This window comes from Allosediminivita pacifica, assembly GCF_003054175.1.
GTDB classification, from domain to species: domain Bacteria; phylum Pseudomonadota; class Alphaproteobacteria; order Rhodobacterales; family Rhodobacteraceae; genus Allosediminivita; species Allosediminivita pacifica.
In genome coordinates this window covers 86,430-101,819 of record NZ_QBKN01000019.1, presented here as the reverse complement: position 1 = coordinate 101,819, position 15,390 = coordinate 86,430, and the positions used below count along the sequence as shown (strand labels likewise).

Annotated in this window: 15 protein-coding genes; 11 read left to right on the top strand and 4 right to left on the bottom strand. The window is 65.0% G+C overall.

The window, feature by feature from the left end; genetic code table 11:
* Positions 1-382 precede the first annotated feature (382 nt).
* The 8 genes from C8N44_RS15060 (at position 383) to C8N44_RS23400 (ending at position 6,330) form a co-directional block, all read left to right on the top strand.
* Positions 383-1,399, top strand: a complete 1,017-nt coding sequence (locus tag C8N44_RS15060; protein WP_107977594.1) for a TRAP transporter substrate-binding protein — start codon at positions 383-385, stop codon at positions 1,397-1,399.
* A 136-nt stretch (positions 1,400-1,535) separates the two neighbouring features.
* Positions 1,536-2,141, top strand: a complete 606-nt coding sequence (locus tag C8N44_RS15055; protein ID WP_107977604.1) for a TRAP transporter small permease — start codon at positions 1,536-1,538, stop codon at positions 2,139-2,141.
* A 3-nt stretch (positions 2,142-2,144) separates the two neighbouring features.
* The gene (locus C8N44_RS15050; RefSeq protein WP_107977593.1) at positions 2,145-3,431 is read left to right on the top strand and encodes a TRAP transporter large permease; all 1,287 of its coding nucleotides are present in this window, start codon (positions 2,145-2,147) and stop codon (positions 3,429-3,431) included.
* A gap of 10 nt (positions 3,432-3,441) precedes the next feature.
* A complete protein-coding gene (locus C8N44_RS15045; RefSeq protein ID WP_107977592.1) occupies positions 3,442-3,885 on the top strand; it encodes a universal stress protein in 444 nt (147 codons plus the stop codon).
* A gap of 9 nt (positions 3,886-3,894) precedes the next feature.
* A complete protein-coding gene (locus tag C8N44_RS15040) occupies positions 3,895-4,605 on the top strand; it encodes a maleate cis-trans isomerase family protein (RefSeq protein ID WP_107977591.1) in 711 nt (236 codons plus the stop codon).
* Positions 4,606-5,093: 488 nt separating this feature from the next.
* Entirely contained in the window at positions 5,094-5,309 is a 216-nt protein-coding gene (locus tag C8N44_RS15035) for a hypothetical protein (RefSeq protein ID WP_107977590.1), read from the top strand.
* Positions 5,310-5,803: 494 nt separating this feature from the next.
* Positions 5,804-5,953, top strand: a complete 150-nt coding sequence (locus tag C8N44_RS23405) for a hypothetical protein (protein WP_158274063.1) — start codon at positions 5,804-5,806, stop codon at positions 5,951-5,953.
* 14 nt (positions 5,954-5,967) lie between these two features.
* Positions 5,968-6,330, top strand: a complete 363-nt coding sequence (locus tag C8N44_RS23400; RefSeq protein ID WP_158274062.1) for an acyl-CoA dehydrogenase family protein — start codon at positions 5,968-5,970, stop codon at positions 6,328-6,330.
* Between the two features lie 85 nt (positions 6,331-6,415).
* On the opposite strand, the gene C8N44_RS15020 is transcribed toward C8N44_RS23400, so the two are convergent.
* Positions 6,416-9,994 (bottom strand): ATP-binding protein, encoded by a 3,579-nt coding sequence (locus C8N44_RS15020; RefSeq protein ID WP_107977587.1) that lies wholly within the window; start codon positions 9,992-9,994, stop codon positions 6,416-6,418.
* Positions 9,995-10,271: 277 nt separating this feature from the next.
* Here C8N44_RS15020 and C8N44_RS15015 point away from each other — a divergent pair, with 277 nt between their 5' ends.
* The 3 genes from C8N44_RS15015 (at position 10,272) to C8N44_RS15005 (ending at position 12,553) form a co-directional block, all read left to right on the top strand.
* Positions 10,272-11,177 (top strand): homocysteine S-methyltransferase family protein, encoded by a 906-nt coding sequence (locus tag C8N44_RS15015; RefSeq protein WP_244641099.1) that lies wholly within the window; start codon positions 10,272-10,274, stop codon positions 11,175-11,177.
* A gap of 90 nt (positions 11,178-11,267) precedes the next feature.
* Entirely contained in the window at positions 11,268-11,894 is a 627-nt protein-coding gene (locus C8N44_RS15010; protein ID WP_158274060.1) for a DUF1353 domain-containing protein, read from the top strand.
* A gap of 35 nt (positions 11,895-11,929) precedes the next feature.
* Positions 11,930-12,553, top strand: a complete 624-nt coding sequence (locus C8N44_RS15005) for a LysE family translocator (protein ID WP_107977584.1) — start codon at positions 11,930-11,932, stop codon at positions 12,551-12,553.
* Between the two features lie 61 nt (positions 12,554-12,614).
* Here C8N44_RS15005 and C8N44_RS15000 read toward each other — a convergent pair whose 3' ends face one another.
* The 3 genes from C8N44_RS15000 to C8N44_RS14990 form a co-directional block, all read right to left on the bottom strand.
* Positions 12,615-13,718, bottom strand: a complete 1,104-nt coding sequence (locus tag C8N44_RS15000) for a DSD1 family PLP-dependent enzyme (RefSeq protein ID WP_107977583.1) — start codon at positions 13,716-13,718, stop codon at positions 12,615-12,617.
* Positions 13,719-13,798: 80 nt separating this feature from the next.
* The gene (locus C8N44_RS14995) at positions 13,799-14,644 is read right to left on the bottom strand and encodes a fumarylacetoacetate hydrolase family protein (RefSeq protein WP_107977582.1); all 846 of its coding nucleotides are present in this window, start codon (positions 14,642-14,644) and stop codon (positions 13,799-13,801) included.
* Between the two features lie 22 nt (positions 14,645-14,666).
* Positions 14,667-15,389, bottom strand: coding sequence for an SDR family oxidoreductase (locus C8N44_RS14990; RefSeq protein WP_107977581.1), 723 nt, complete (start codon positions 15,387-15,389; stop codon positions 14,667-14,669).
* Between the last annotated feature and the right edge of the window lies 1 nt (position 15,390).

The following is a 15,390-nucleotide window of genomic DNA, read 5'->3' as shown; positions in this document are numbered from 1 at the left end:
ACCGTGGTAATCTTTGACATGACCGCCTCCCATTAAGGATTGTTGCGATCCCACCTTGGCACAGCGATGCCGTCGGGGGGCGGTTACAGCATCAAGGCCGTCAAACTGGGACGACAAGGGGTGTTCTCGATGGATGCAGTCATTCAGGCGCGTGATCGGATGCCGATGGCTCTTCTCTGCTCGAAGTTGCCCGTTCATTCCTAGGGCGCCGGTCGCCCCACGGGGGTGCCGCGTCCTGCAAAATGAAACAAATCGTTGACACTTGTGGTGCTGGGCCAGACCCTTGGTCCACCCCGAGCGGGTTTCCGACCCGCCTATCCGAACACGGATGTCCCGGCATGCGAACGTGCGCAGGACATCCCGAAGCTGGGAGACAAGATCAATGAAACTGAGCACCACAATCGCCGTGAGCGCGCTTGCCATTGCCGCTGCGTCCTCCGCCAGCGCCGATACCTGGCGCTACGCGTTCGAGGAGGCCATGGACGAGGTCCAGGGCATCTTCGCGCAAAAGTTCAAGGAGGAGGTCGAAGCGAATTCCGATCACACGATCCAGCTCTTCCCCTTCGGCACGCTGGGCGAATCCGCCGATATCATGGAGCAGGCGCAATCCGGCATCCTGCAGTTCGTCGACCAGTCGCCCGGCTTCACCGGAGCGCTGATCCCCGAGGCGCAGGTCTTTTTCGTGCCGTACCTGCTGCCGCAGGACGAGGAACAACTCGCCACGTTCTTCCAGGAGTCGAAGGCCATCAACGAGATGTTCCCGCCGCTTTACGAGGAACAGGGCCTCGAACTGCTGACGATGTTCCCCGAGGGTGAGGTCATGATGACCACCAAGGAACCCGTCACCTCGCCGGAAGACCTTGACGAGGTAAAGTTCCGCGTGATGACCAACCCGCTGCTCGTGGAAAGCTACCAGGCCTTCGGTGCCACACCGACGCCGCTCCCCTGGGGCGAGGTCTACGGCGGGCTTCAGACCGGCATCATCCAGGGTCAGGAGAACCCCGCGTTCTTCATCGAGTCGACCAAGATGTACGAGGTGACCGACTACATCACGCGCGCCGGGCACAACAACTTCACCACGGCGGTGATGGCAAACCTCGACTTTTACGAAGGCCTGTCCGAGGAAGAGCAGACGATGATCCAGGACGCGATCGACGTCGCCTTCGATCACATCATCGAGTACCAGGACGGCCTTACCGAGGAGTCGCTCGAGAAGATCAAGGAAGCCAAGCCCTCGATCACGATCACCACGCTGTCCGAGGAAGAGCGCCAGCCCTTCATGGAAACGGCGGATGACGTGGAACAGGAGTTCCTCGAGATCGGCGGAGACCAGGCCGAGGCCATCCTCGAGCAAATGAAGGCCGACCTCGAAGCTGCCGCCTCCGGCTCGGACAGCTGACAGACCGACAAGACGCGCGCCGGATCGGCATTGCTCGATCCGGCGCCGTTCCGCCGGGACCAACCAAAGAACGAAGAGCAGGACGGCAAGCATGAGTGCGGACGAGGAGCGTCACGTCGAGCGTGACCTACATACCATGGGTGAAGTGCAGGTTCCGGCAGCCGAGGACGACATCGACGACTCGCGTTACGTTTCGGGGCTTCCGGGTGTTCTCGGTGTGATCGACGTCGCGATTGCCCGGATCGAGGCCGTGCTTCTGGCAGTCGGTGTCCTTCTGATGGCGTTCAACACCATTGCCAACGTGGTAGGCCGGTATGTCTTCGGGACGTCTCTCTATTTCTCGGAGGAACTCAACCAGGCCTTGATCATCCTGATCACCTTCGCCGGCATTTCCTATGCCGCCCGGCACGGGCGCCACATCCGGATGTCCGCGATCTTCGATGCGCTCACGCCGGCACTGAGAAAGCCGCTGATGATCCTCATCGCCCTCGTGACGGCCGCGGCCATGTTCCTGCTCACCTGGTATTCGATCGACTACGTGCAGACGCAGGCCTCGCGGGGCAGGCTGCTGCCAGCGATGCAGATCCCCGTCTGGTGGATCATCGTTTGGGCGCCGCTGGGCTTTTTCCTGACGGGCCTTCAGTACACACTGACCGCGATCAAGAACATCCTGCAAGAGAACATCTGGCTCTCCACCTCCACGATGGAAGGCTACGACGACACCCGCGAGGAAGAGGTCTGAGCCATGAGCCTTGCCATTTTCGGAACCATGATCGTCCTGCTGCTGCTTGGCTTCCCGATGATGATCCCGCTACTCGCGGGATCTCTGATCGGCTTCGTGACGCTCTTCGGCGGGCTGGGTCAGCTCGACACGATGGTGCAGCAGATCCTCGCGGGCATCCGCCCGGCGAGCCTGATTGCGGTGCCCATGTTCATCTTCGCCGCCGACATCATGACGCGGGGCCAGTCCGCCGGGCGGCTGATCGACCTGGTGATGGCCTTTGTCGGTCACCTCAAAGGTGGCCTTGCCGTGTCGACGGCCACGGCTTGTACCCTGTTCGGGGCGGTCTCGGGCTCGACGCAAGCGACGGTCGTGGCCGTGGGCGGACCGCTGCGCCCGCGCATGCTCAAGGCCGGATACAATGACAGCTTCGTGCTGGCGCTGATCGTGAACTCGTCCGACATCGCCTTCCTGATCCCGCCGTCCATCGGCATGATCATCTACGGGGTGGTCTCGGGCACCTCGATATCGGAACTCTTCATTGCGGGGATCGGCCCGGGCGTTCTGATCCTGATCCTCTTCTCGATCTACTCCTACATTTACGCCATCCGGAACAACGTGCCGGTTGAGCAGAAGTCGACCTGGGCCGAGCGCGGTCTGGCGGTACGGCGGGCTCTCTGGCCGCTGGGCTTTCCGGTGATCATCGTCGGCGGTATCTACGGCGGGATCTTCTCTCCGACCGAGGCGGCCGCGGCCTGCGTGCTCTACGCGCTTTTCCTCGAGATCGTCGTCTTTCGCGAAATGACCGTAAAACAGCTCTACGCGACGGCCAAGTCGACGGGTCTGATCACCGCAGTGGTGTTCATCCTCGTGGGGGCGGGGGCCGCGTTCTCCTATGTCATCAGTTTCGCGCAGATCCCGCAGCAGGTGCTGGGCGCCATCGGGATCGACGACATGGGTCCCTACGCGGTGCTGTTCACCATCTCGATAGCCTTCTTTGTCGGCTGCATGTTCGTCGACCCGATCGTCGTCATCCTGATCTTCGTGCCGATCTTTGCACCGGTGGTCGATGCTGTCGGGCTCGACCCGGTGTTGGTGGGGACGATCATCACGCTGCAGGTCGCCATCGGCAGTGCGACGCCACCCTTCGGGTGCGATATCTTCACGGCGATCGCCGTGTTTAAGCGACCCTACATGGAGGTAATACGCGGCACGCCGCCCTTCATCGTGATGCTGATCAGTGTAGCGGTGCTCCTGATCTTCTTCCCGCAAATCGCGCTCTTCCTGCGCGACCTTGCCTTCGCGGAATAGGAGCTGCGCAATGTTCACATCCATCCTGGCCGCCTACGACGGTTCGAAGGGAGCATATGCGGCGCTCGAGAAGGCAGCGGAGCTTGCCAAGCTGACCGGCGCCGACATGACCGTGCTGACCTGCTACAGACATCACTCGATGCTCGAAGCCTCGCTATCGATGGTGCGCGGCGCCTCCGAGACCGACAGGAACCTCGACAACGTGATGCGCCAGGTTTCGCGCGAGGCCGCTGAAGAGGCCAAGACGCGGGCGCGGGAGCTTGGCGTCGACAAGGTGACCGCCTTCATCAAGAACGGCCCCTCGGCCCGGACCATCGTCGGCTTTGCGGCGGAGCATGGCTGTGACCTGATCGTTCTGGGCTCGCGCGGGCTCGGCTCCTCCGAAGGCTACCTCCTGGGTTCTGTCAGCCACAAGGTCACGAGTCTGACTGACATGCCCGTTCTCGTGGTCTGAGCGGCGGGGATGTCGCAGGATCCCCTACGGCGCTTCGGCCTGATCGCGCTTGCGACGGACCTGACGATCGAGGGGGATGCCGCGCGGCTCATGCCACATGGGACGCAGCTGCACGTCACCCGTATCGCCTTCGAAAATCCCACGACGCCGGAAAGTCTGCGCCAAACGGGGCCGCGGTTGCGCGCGGCCGCGGATCTGCTTGTTCCCGGTGTGCCGCTCGACGGGATCATCTTCGGCTGTACCTCGGCGTCCGCGGTGCTTGGCGACACGGTCGAGGCCGAGATCGGGGGGCGGGCCCCGGTCGTCACGCCCGTCGGGGGGCTGCTGAGGGCGCTCCACACGCTCGGCCTCGGGCGCGTCGCGCTCGTCACGCCCTACCTGCCGGAGACCGCCGATCTGGTATCCGGTCACCTTGCCGGCAAGGGCGTCGAAGTCGTCTCGCAGCATGCCATGGGGTACGCCGATGATCGGGACATGGCGCGGCTCATGCCCGGCGAGATCATAGACGGCGCACTCGCTGCGGATCACCCCGATGCACAGGCGCTTTTCTTGTCCTGCACGGCGCTGCCTGCCGTGCCGCTCATCGCGGAACTCGAGGCCCGGCTCGGCAAGCCGGTGCTGAGCTCCAATCAGGTGGTCTTCTGGGCCACGCTCGACATCGCGCGCATCCCAGGGGATCGACCGGGACCCGGCAAGCTTTTCACGATCTGCGGCTGGTGACGACTCGGGACTGGTGATCCAAAGGGGGATCGGGGGACCAGTATCCATCCTGTTTCCAGCCACGCTCTCGCCTGTTGTTACTGACTGTGTTCCAGGTGCGCCCAGGGTGCTGGCATGTCTCTTGCAACTTCTCCCAACGTACCGTCGGAAGCAGCAGGCGCTGGCTTCGCATCGCCACACCAGGGAGGAATTTTCGCTCATGACCAAATGCATCACTACTCGGAGACCGGTTCTCGGTTTGGCAACGGCTGCCGTCGCTCCCGTCGGCTTCTTTACGCTGGCGCTGGCTCAGGACACTGAAAGCTATCCCGAGCGGTCGCCCGAATTCATCGTCCAGAGTTCCGCCGGATCGTCCTCCAACGGAAGAGCCCCACGTCTATGCCGCGCTGGCCGACGCGCCCTACGATGATTTCGCGGAGTTCGAAGAGTACGTAGGCGAGAGTGGCGAAGCCGCGACCGTCGGCGGTTACGTGCCTGCTGGATCCACGGTGAACATCGCAACCAATATCGGTATGCAGGCGACCGACGTCGACTATGACCGGGGCGGCTTCAACGCCTCGAGCGAGGGGATCACCTCGCTGCTCGGCTGGCATCTCGACATGGTGTCTATCACGTCGAGCAATGCCATCGACTTCGTCGAGGCAGGCCGGCTGAAGATCCGCGGTGTGACCACTGCCGAGTGGCAGGAGGTCTACCTGACGTAATGATGCTGACAGAACTCGGCTCCGACATCGACACGTCTTGGCAGCAGGTGGGGGGCGTCTATGGCCCGGCGGGGTTTCCGGCAGAGATCCAGGAGACGCTTGCGAACGCTCTACTCGCGGCGGCCCAAACTGACGAATTCCAAGGGTACATGACGACGTCGGGTATCACCACGCGCCTTAGGGGCCCAGAGGGACATACCGCTCATGGCGAGCTGCTCCGCGGCATCCGAGGCCCTGGCGTCCGTCGGGCGTAACTGATTGCCCTGCCGGGGGCGTCGTCGGACGCCTCCGTCTGCAACACTCATCTGCGAAGGTCTCTCGAGATGTCCGGTCCACCTGATGCGCCGGGCCGGCCTCCTCCAATAGTGGCAGGTCAGCCCAGATAATGTTCCCAGAGGTGTGGATCGAGCTTGTGGTTGCGGTGATCCTGCTTGGCCTCTCGCTGTACTACGTTCTTGAGACGCTTGCCTTGCCGTCCTCTCGCAACCCGTCAGATGTCGGGCCAGGGGCTTTCCCGCTGCTGGTGGGCGCGGGTGCTTCAGGGCGGGCGTGCGGTGATCGGAGCCAAGGCCCTCGGTATCGCCATCGGCGCCCACGAGGATGCCTTGCGCTACGCGAACGAGCGGGTGATCAAGGAAGCCTGATCGGCAGATTCCAGTTGATCCAGGGACAAATCGCCGAGATGGCGGTGGCCATCGAGGCGAGCCGGGGGCTTGTCTATCAGGCGGCTCAACTCATGGACAACGAACTTCCCAGAAGCCGCATCGCGTCGATCGCCAAATTCCACACGTCCCAGACCGCCAAGTTTTGCACCGACACGGCGCAGCAGATCTACTGCGGATACGGCCTGAGCCGCGAGTACCGCATTGCGAAAAACAAGGTCTACGCGGAGCTGATGTTCACGGGCGAATGCACGGCGAATGTCCAGAAGATCCTGATCGCCGAGGATGCGCTTGGCTACAAGATGGCGGACCGGCACCAAGGCAAGACCGGACTGAGGAGCATGGCCCGGGCAAGCTGATCGCGGTCGCCGGGGCGGTCCTTTGCCTGCTTCGGCGACGCCACGAGGCGAGGGCGATCCACGGGCCGGTGTTCCGCGTGCGGAGTCACGAACCCGGCTTGGCTGGAGCCTTCGCTTGATGCATGTCCATGGTGATGAACCTGACAAGATCGCCGAGGCACGCTTCGCGCAGACGGGCCGTGTGGTCGCGCCGCTCCTCCTCCGTCGACGGCCAGAGGGCGAGTTCGATGGAGCGTATGATCATGTCGACCAGCCCTATGGGCTCCTTGGCGGAAAACGCCTGCAGTGCCGCGATATGGCGAAGCGCCAGATGCCGGTCGCTGTCTGCCACCGCCCTTTCGAGGGCGCAAAGGTGAAACCAGACGACCGAGTGGGAAAGCGCGACCTTCTGAGCGCAGATCAGTCCCTTCGCCAGTATCCCGTCGCGTTCGGTCCTGTCGCGGGCCAGCAGCGCGCTGAGGCCTAGGGCGGTCGCCCCGACGTCCGCGTTCGTCTCCGCGCCGATGAGAATGGGGGCAAGCAGTTCCTGGGCGCGCGCCCCGTTGCCCGCGCGCAGGTCGAGATAAGCCCGCAGTATCTGCACATCGTTCGTCACCCGGATTTCCCCGCGGACCGTCGTTAGACTGTCGATCGCCCGAATGTCTTCCGCCACGCCATCAAGGTCCCCGGCGACAAGCCGCATCTCGGCGCGGACTTCCCGCGCCACCGTTTCGGTGCGTGCCGCGCCGCACTGCTGCGCACTCTCCACGGCGATGTCGGCAAGAAGAAAGGCGTCCGGACCGGGATCGGCGAAGAACCGGGCAAAGGCCCTCATGAAGAGGTATTCCTCCCGTACAAGTCCGAGGCCAGCTTTCTCTGCATGCTCGATCGCCAATGAGAAGTGGTCGTGTGCGGTCCTGAAACGGCCGGCCGCGTAGGCCGCGTCTCCGATGCCGCCATGGCCCCGGGCTATTCCTCTTGAATCTCCTGTCGCCTCGGCGACGGTCAGAGCGGCCTTGTGCTGCATCATGCAGGCGACGTGATCGCCTCTTACAAATGCGCGGTTGCCGCGCTGTTCGTGGATTTCCGCACGGCCCGGCCCGGTCAGCCCGATGGAGGCTGCGATCTCCTCGGCCGCATCCAGCGCACGGTCCGCTTCCTCTCCTCGACCGAGCCTGTGCAGCACAAGCGCCTGTCGGCAAAGCATCGCGACCCGCGTCTCGGAACGGATCGCCTTGGCATGAGCCGCCCGGTAGTCCTCGAGCGCGCCCGCCATGTCGCCGCGAACACGCCGAACGCCGGCACGGCACGAGTGAAGCTCGGCGGTGGCTTCGGGATCGCCCTCTCTCGACAGTCCCGCTTCGATATATGGGAAGGCCGTCGCAAAACGGCGGGCCGCGATCATTGCGTTCGCAGCGGCAACGGTCGCTTCGCTCGCAATAGCATCGTCCTCGGCCTTCAGGGCGTGGTCCGCCCAGAGGACCGGATCGCGTTTCCTGAAATGCGCTGCGGCGCGGGCATGCCACGCCTGCCGGGTTTCCGCGGGAGTGGAGTCGTAGACCGCCCGGTGAACCAGATCGTGGCCGAAGGCGAGGCCGGTCTCGGTTTGGTGCAGAAGGTCGCCGCTTCCGCGGGGGCGCGCGATTTCGGGAAAGATCGCAACCGCATCGTCGGGATCAAAGCTCGTGCCCAGGATGGCGGCCCTGCGCAGCGAGGCCCGCTCGGCTTCCGGCAGCCGTTCGATCTGTTCCTGCACCAGTTCCACGATCGAGGACGGCAGCGTTCCGCCGCGCCAGCGCGCTTCCAGCAGTCGCACAAGGAAAAGCGGATGGCCGGCCGCGTGGTCGATGATCGCCTCCGACCCGTCAAGATCAGGCGCAATCACCTGGCCCAGTTCGCGTGCTGCCTCAGGGGGCAGGGGGGCCAGCGCGACCCGCGTAAGTCCCGAGCGCACCCGGGTGGCAAGCCTGTGATCCAGGCTGCCCGCATGCGGCCTTTCCGTCAGCACGAGCATGACACGGCTGTCTCGCAGGTAATTCACGAATTCCATGATGAAATCCCCGGCGCCAACCGGGCGCCAGTGGCAATCTTCGATGGAAATCATGAGCCCGGTTGCGGCGGCAGCACGTCTCAACGCTGACGCCAGGACTTCGAGAATCCTGATCTGCTGGGCCTCGGGCGAGAGGGCGCTCATTAGCAGTTCCGCCCCTGTGCTGAGTTCGGGATCAGTCAGCCATGACCAGATGGCCCGCTCGATGGGCGTGGCCCCGGGGTCGGGGGTGAGGTGGCGGGACATGCCGGCGACAAGGCGCTGCGCAAGATGGCGCGAGCCGGGCGAAAAGGCGTCGAACCCGGCGGTCGCGACAATCATTCCGGACGCACTGGCACGCGTCATGATCTCGGTGCAAAGGCGGCTCTTGCCGATGCCGGCCTCGCCCGAGAGGTGAACCACGAGACTCGTTTCCGCCGACTGTGCCGCCTCGATGGCTGCCTGGATCTGCGCCAGCTCCGCGGTGCGGCCGATCAGGGGCAGATCGGGACGCTTGCGCACGGCCTCGGCGCGAAGCGCGATCGCGCGCTGCCCGGGGTCGGCGGCAAGGCCGAGGCGCGGGGCAATCTCGCGTGCGACAAGTATCTCTCCGGGCTCGGCCGTGGCCGCGATCCGGCGTGCCCGGAGGAGCGATTGATCGTGCGGACCACCGTCCTCAAGCGTCTCGGTCATGCCGAAGGACAGGCTGTCACCGGCCGCTACAGAAAGCTGTAGCGCAATGTTCGACACCTCGCGCAATCGTGTCCGCGAAAAGTGAAACGCCACTTCACCGGGGCCGGATCGCTCTTCCCTGGCGCCCCCGGCAAGCGCGATACTCCGCAGATCCTCCCAGTCCGGCGGCGAACCCGTCGCCATGCCAAGCAGGAGGTATCCCGACCGTGGCTCCGGTGGGGTTGGCTCGCCCATGTCGGTCTCTTGTGCGGGGGCGAACGCCATTGCAGCGCCGCCCCGGCGAATGCGCTCGTAGAGTGCGCGGGTTTCCGGTTCCGGTTCTGCACCCAGATCACGTCGTAGCGATGCCTCCAATGCCTCGTAGCGTGCGCGCGCCGCGCTTCGCATCCCGCGTGCCGCGTCCAGCTCCATCAACCGCCGGTGGGCAACCTCGTTGAGCGGATCGAGCCCCAGCAGCCGGTGCGCGAGCGCGGATGTTTCGGGGCCATCGGAGACGCGCTCCAGTTCGCGCGCGAGCGCCCCGGAGGCAAGATTGCGGATGCGAGTGCGTTCGGCCTCTATCGCGTGGTCCAGATCCGGCGCGTTGGTCTGCACCCCCTCAAGAAATTCCCCCCGGTAAAGGCGTGACGCCTCGGCATGGTCATTCCGCGCAAGGGCTGCGTGAAACGCATCAAGATCGGTGGCGACATCTGCCCCAAGCCGCAGGTCGTCACCGATCGCGTCGACCCAACCCTCGCCGGCCGTGCGCCGGATCTGGGCGAGAGACTGGCGAAGGCTCCCGCGCGACTGCTCCGCATCGCTCGCCTCCCAGAGCAGCGTGGCAATCCGATGCCTGGGCATCGTCCGGTGGCGCGCAGAAGCGAGCAACCCGAGAAGAATCCTGGCCTTCCGGGCGCTCAGGGGGATCGAGACTCCCTCGCGCGTCATCGCAAATCCCCCAAGGAATTCCAGCCAGAGATTCATGGTTTTCACGCGCCTTTCACGGAAGGCCACCCGCCGGAAATCACGTCACTGCTGCAATACGTTTGTATCAGGACCGATCAGGCGAACCGGCAGATGGAATTCGGAATAATCTCAGACCTTAAACGCCGGTCTTTGCGGGTCGATCTTCCGCCCGTCTTCCGTCCGGCCGCGTCGGAGACGAGCCGTGCTGGGAGCGGTCCTTCCTGCAAAAACCTAAGTGATGGTGATACAAATGGCCTCCTATCGCAATAATCTTCCGCAACTCGATAATACCCTCTTGCTGACAGATTCAGGTCTGGAGACGACACTGATCTTCCATGAAGGGCACGACTTGCCGCTTTTCGCGGCCTATCCCCTGATGGAGACTGCCGAGGGACGCCAGGCTCTCGCGCGTTATTACCGGCGCCACATGATCATTGCGACCGATCATGAAACCGGTTTCCTACTCGAAGCGCCGACGTGGCGGGCCAGCCGCGACTGGGGGGCTCAGCTTGGCCACCGGCCCGAAGATCTTGCTCGGCTGAATCGCGCAGCAATCGGTTTCCTGTCCGACTTGCGCGGGGCCGCCCATGCCGTCCGCCCAGTGGTCATTTCCGGCAACATCGGTCCGCGCGGTGACGGCTACCAGCCTGACACAGCCATGAGCGCGGCCGAGGCGGAGGACTATCACGCCGAGCAGATCGACTGGTTTGCAGAAACCGATGCCGATCTTGTTACGGCGGTCACGCTTTCGACCGTGGCGGAAGGCGTCGGCGTGATCCGGGCTGCGGCCCGCTTTGGACTGCCCGTCGTGGTGTCCTACACCGTGGAAACCGACGGGCACCTGCCGGACGGGACGCCGCTGGGCAGGGCATTCGAACAAACGGACGACCAGACCGATGCCGCTGCCGCCTACTTCATGGTGAACTGCGCTCATCCCGACCATTTCCGCAGGGCACTCGACTGCGACGAGGGCTGGCTGGAGCGCATTGGTGGGATACGCGCCAACGCATCCCGGCTCAGCCACGCCGAACTGGACGAGGCAGAAGAGCTTGATGCGGGCGATCCGGACGAACTCGCCCGCGACTACGCCGAACTCCGCCGCTTGCTGCCCAATCTGACGGTTCTCGGCGGTTGCTGCGGTACCGATCACCGACATGTGGAGGCCATCGCGGCCTCCTGCGCAGCATCGGCCATCGCGTGACCCCGTCGCCGGCCATCATCTGTCGAGACAATAACGATGCTACAGTCAAGAAACATCCCGTTCCGGCGCGACCGCGTCCTGATCCCCTCCATGCTCGCAATTTCGGTCGCAATCGCGACGCCGGGCTCTGCGGCGGTCGGGTGTGGGGAAGAGACCGCCGGAGCCCATTGCCGTTTCGAGAACGCCCCGGCGCAGATATCGGACACCCAGATCATCTTGGGGGAGAGACCTCATCCCTATTCCGAACTTCTGGCGCCACTTCGCTTCACGGATTCCAGGGGCGTCCTCTGGACGGCTCCGTCTGCCACACTCACCGACGGCGCATCGATCCCCACGATCTTCGTCCCCCTGATCGGCGATCCGAGGAGCCCCGAATTCCTTGCCGCAGCGTCCCTTCACGATGCCTACTGCGGACTGGGCAATGAGGCATTGCCGCAATACCACCAGCGCAGCTGGCAAGAGACGCACAGGATGTTCTACGACAGTCTACGCGCGGCCGGCGTCCCGGCAACGAAGGCAAAAACCATGTTCGCCGCGGTCTATCTCGGCGGTCCCCGCTGGGACGATCCTTCGCGCTCGCTTGCAGACGTCCCCGAAGCGCGGTTGCGCGAAGAGATGGAACGTTGCATTGCGTTCATCGAGAGAGAGGATCCCGACCTGGCGGAGATCGAGGACTGGATGAGCCGCCGCGAACCGGCTCTTCGTGTCAGCCAGTGATCCGCCGACGCTGTACAGTGCGAAAGACCTGCCATATGCCCGACCTCCTCGTGTTCCTGCCCGCCTGTTTCGCGCTGAACCTCGCCTTCGGGCCGAACAACCTGATGGCGCTGACACATGGGGCGCAGAAGGGCGTGGGCTTTTCGCTGGCTGCCGCGAGCGCCCGTCTGGCGGTCTTCGTGCCGATGATCGCGGCCAGCGCGCTCGGTCTCGGGATGCTGCTGTCCGCCTCGGCGGTGCTCTTCGGCGTGATCAAGACAATCGGCGCACTCTACCTGATCTGGATGGGCATCAGATTGCTGCGCACCCCGCCGCCGCGTGACGCGGAAGAGGCGCGGCGCCAAGTCCCCACGCTGGGCGGGGCGTTCCGGCGCGAGGGGCTGATTGCCGTCAGTAATCCCAAGGCGATCCTGATCTTCGCGGCGTTCTTCCCGCAGTTCGTCGACACATCTGAATACTGGCAGAGCTATGCCATCGTCGGTGGGCTCTTCATCGCGCTCGAGGCCTGCGCCATCCTCTTCTATGCGACCGCGGGCCGCTTTGCGGCGGTCTTCCTGGCGTCGCGCCTGCACTGGTTCCAGCGGGTGTCCGGTGGCGGCATGGTCCTGTTCGGTGTCCTGCTGTTCTTCAGCCGCCAGCCTGCGCGTTCCGGTATCTGAGTTTCTCTCGCGAACGGGCCTCGGCCTTTCGCCTCTGTGTGCGCCTGTGCGCGCCGGCGCCTCAAAGGCCCGCGCCGCGGGCGCTGATGGGCCAGAGCGCCTCGACCCGATCCGCCCGTGTGGCGACGATCCAGTCGTGCAGGTTGCAGGTCGGATCGACGTGGCCGGGCTGGAGGGTAACTCGATCCCCGACCGAAAGTGCTGCGCCCTCGGGCTGCGCAAGGATCGTGTGTTCGTCCGAGACGCCGAGGACCTCGGCCACGACCGACAGCGGCAGCGGCGGCCCGGAATCCACGGCCACCGCCTTCAGCCCGAAGTCCAGCACGGCCTGCCCGGGAACGGAGGTACTGAGGACGGTTGCGCGCAGGGTCAGCGCGTTGTCGAAAAGGCTTTCGGCCTCGTTGCGGGCATAGTCCGCATCCATGAACGCGTAGGACCCTGGCTGGATCTCGCCCCAGAGCCCGCTGGACGCTTCGAGTTCATAGGTGCCAGTGCCCGCGCCGGTGACGAGCGGCACGTCGATACCGGCTTCTTTCAGCAGGGTGATGGCCTCTCGGACAAGATCCGCTGCGGCACCGATGGCTGCGGTGCGCTCAGCAGCGGTGCGCAGGTGCTGGGCGCTGCCGTGGTAGGCGTGCAGGCCGGCGAAGCGCAGGTGCGGGGTTTCCGCAATCCTTTGGGCCAAGGGTACGAGCCCCGGACCCACGGGCAGGCCGCAACGGCGCTGGCCCACCTCGATCTCGATGTAGATGTTGAGGTCTACCTCCTGCGCTTCGGCGGCTTCGCCCGCGCGTGTGACGTGCAGCGCGTCGTCCACGCAAAGGCCGATGCGCGCGTCGCGGGCGAGGGCGGCGAGGCGGGACAGCTTGGCCGGGTGCACGACCTGGTTGGTCAGTAGCACGTCGGAAATGCCTTCGCGGACAAAGACCTCGGCCTCGTCCACCTTCTGGCAGCAGATGCCGACCGCGCCCTGCGCCACCTGGCGGCGCGCGATCTCGGGGCATTTATGGCCTTTGCCATGGGGTCGCAGACGGACACCGAGCCGCGCGGCATCCTCGGCCATGCGCGCTAGGTTGCGCTCGAACAGATCCAGATCGAGCACGAGGGCCGGGGTCTCGATCCCGGCGAGGGGATCGCCGGGCTGTGCGGGGGGGCGGGGTGTCACAGTGGTCGTCCTTCGCGCCGTTGCGCGCGAAGGGTAGCCGCTGGCCGGGGGCCCCGCAATCGGGCCCTCCGCGCTTTGCGTCAGCTGTCGGCGACCACGTCCTGGCGCTGCTGGCCAAGCCCCTTGATGCCAAGCTCCACCACGTCGCCCGGCTTGAGGAAGCGTTGCGGCGACATGCCGAGGCCCACGCCCGGGGGCGTCCCGGTCGAGATGACGTCGCCGGGGTGCAGCGTCATGAACTGGCTGAGGTAGGAGACGAGGAAGCGCACGCCGTAGACCATGGTGGCGCTGGTGCCGTCCTGCATGGTCTCGCCGTTGACGGTCAGCCACATGGGCAGGTCCTGCGGATCGGGAACCTCGTCGGGCGTGACCAGCCACGGGCCGATCTGGCCGAAGTTGTCGCAGCTCTTGCCCTTCGTCCACTGGCCCTGCCGTTCCGCCTGGAAGGCGCGCTCGGAGACGTCGTTGGTGATCGCGAAGCCAGCCACGTGGTCCATGGCCTCGTCCTCGGAGACGTACTTGGCGGGCTTGCCCATGACCACGGCCAGCTCGACCTCCCAGTCGGTTTTTTCCGACCCGCGCGGGATCACGATGGGGTCGTTCGGGCCGCAGATGGCGCTGGTGGCCTTCATGAAGATGATCGGCTCGGGCGGCACGGTGGCGCCGGTTTCGGCGGCGTGGTCCGAGTAGTTGAGGCCGATGCAGATGAACTTGCCGGTCCCTGCGATCGGCGGGCCGAGGCGCGGGTCGCCCTCGACCACCGGCAGCGAACTGGCATCGGTGGCGGCGATCTTCGCCAGCGCCTCGGGGTAGAGCGTGTCCCCGGCGAGGTCGTCGATCACGCCCGAGAGGTCACGGATGGTGCCGTCCTCGTGCATCAGGCCGGGTTTCTCGGCGCCCTTGGCGCCAAAGCGCAGAAGCTTCATGTCCTGTCCTTCTTTCTTGCGTTCAGATCGTCCAGCCGCCGTCGATGCAGAGGGCCTGGCCGGTCGTGTAGGTGGCCCCGGCGAGGTAGACGGCGAGATCCGCGATCTCCTCGGCCTCGGCGATGCGGCCCATGGGCTGGCGGGCGATGAACTCGGCCCGCGCCTTGTCGTAGTCGCCCGTTGCGGCAAGCCGCTGATCGAGCGAGGGGGATTGCACAGTGCCGGGGCAGATGGCGTTGCAGCGGATGCCTTGACCCACGTAATCGGCCGAGACCGACTTGGTCATGCCGAGCACGGCGGCCTTGGTGGTGGAATAGGCAAAGCGGTTGGGCACGCCTTTGATCGCGGAGGCCACCGACGACATGTTCAGGATGCAGCCGCCGCCGCGTTCGAGCATGCCCGGCAGAACGGCGCGGATCATGCGGATCATCGACATGACGTTGAGATCCCAGGCGAAGGCGAGGTCCTCGTCGCTGGCCTCGAGCACCGAGCCCGCGTGCACGAAGCCCGCGCAGTTGAACAGAACGTCGACAGGGCCTGTCGCGGCCATCAGGTCGGCGATGGCGGAAGGGTCGCGCACGTCGAGCCGGGCCGCCGTGCAACCCGTCAGCGTGGCAAGCGCCTCTTCGTTTATGTCGGTGGCGATCACGTCGGCGCCCGCCCGCAAAAAGGCCTCGGTCGTGGCGCGGCCGATGCCCTGCGCAGCGGCGGTGATCAGGACCTTCTGTCCGGTGAGGTCGGTCATG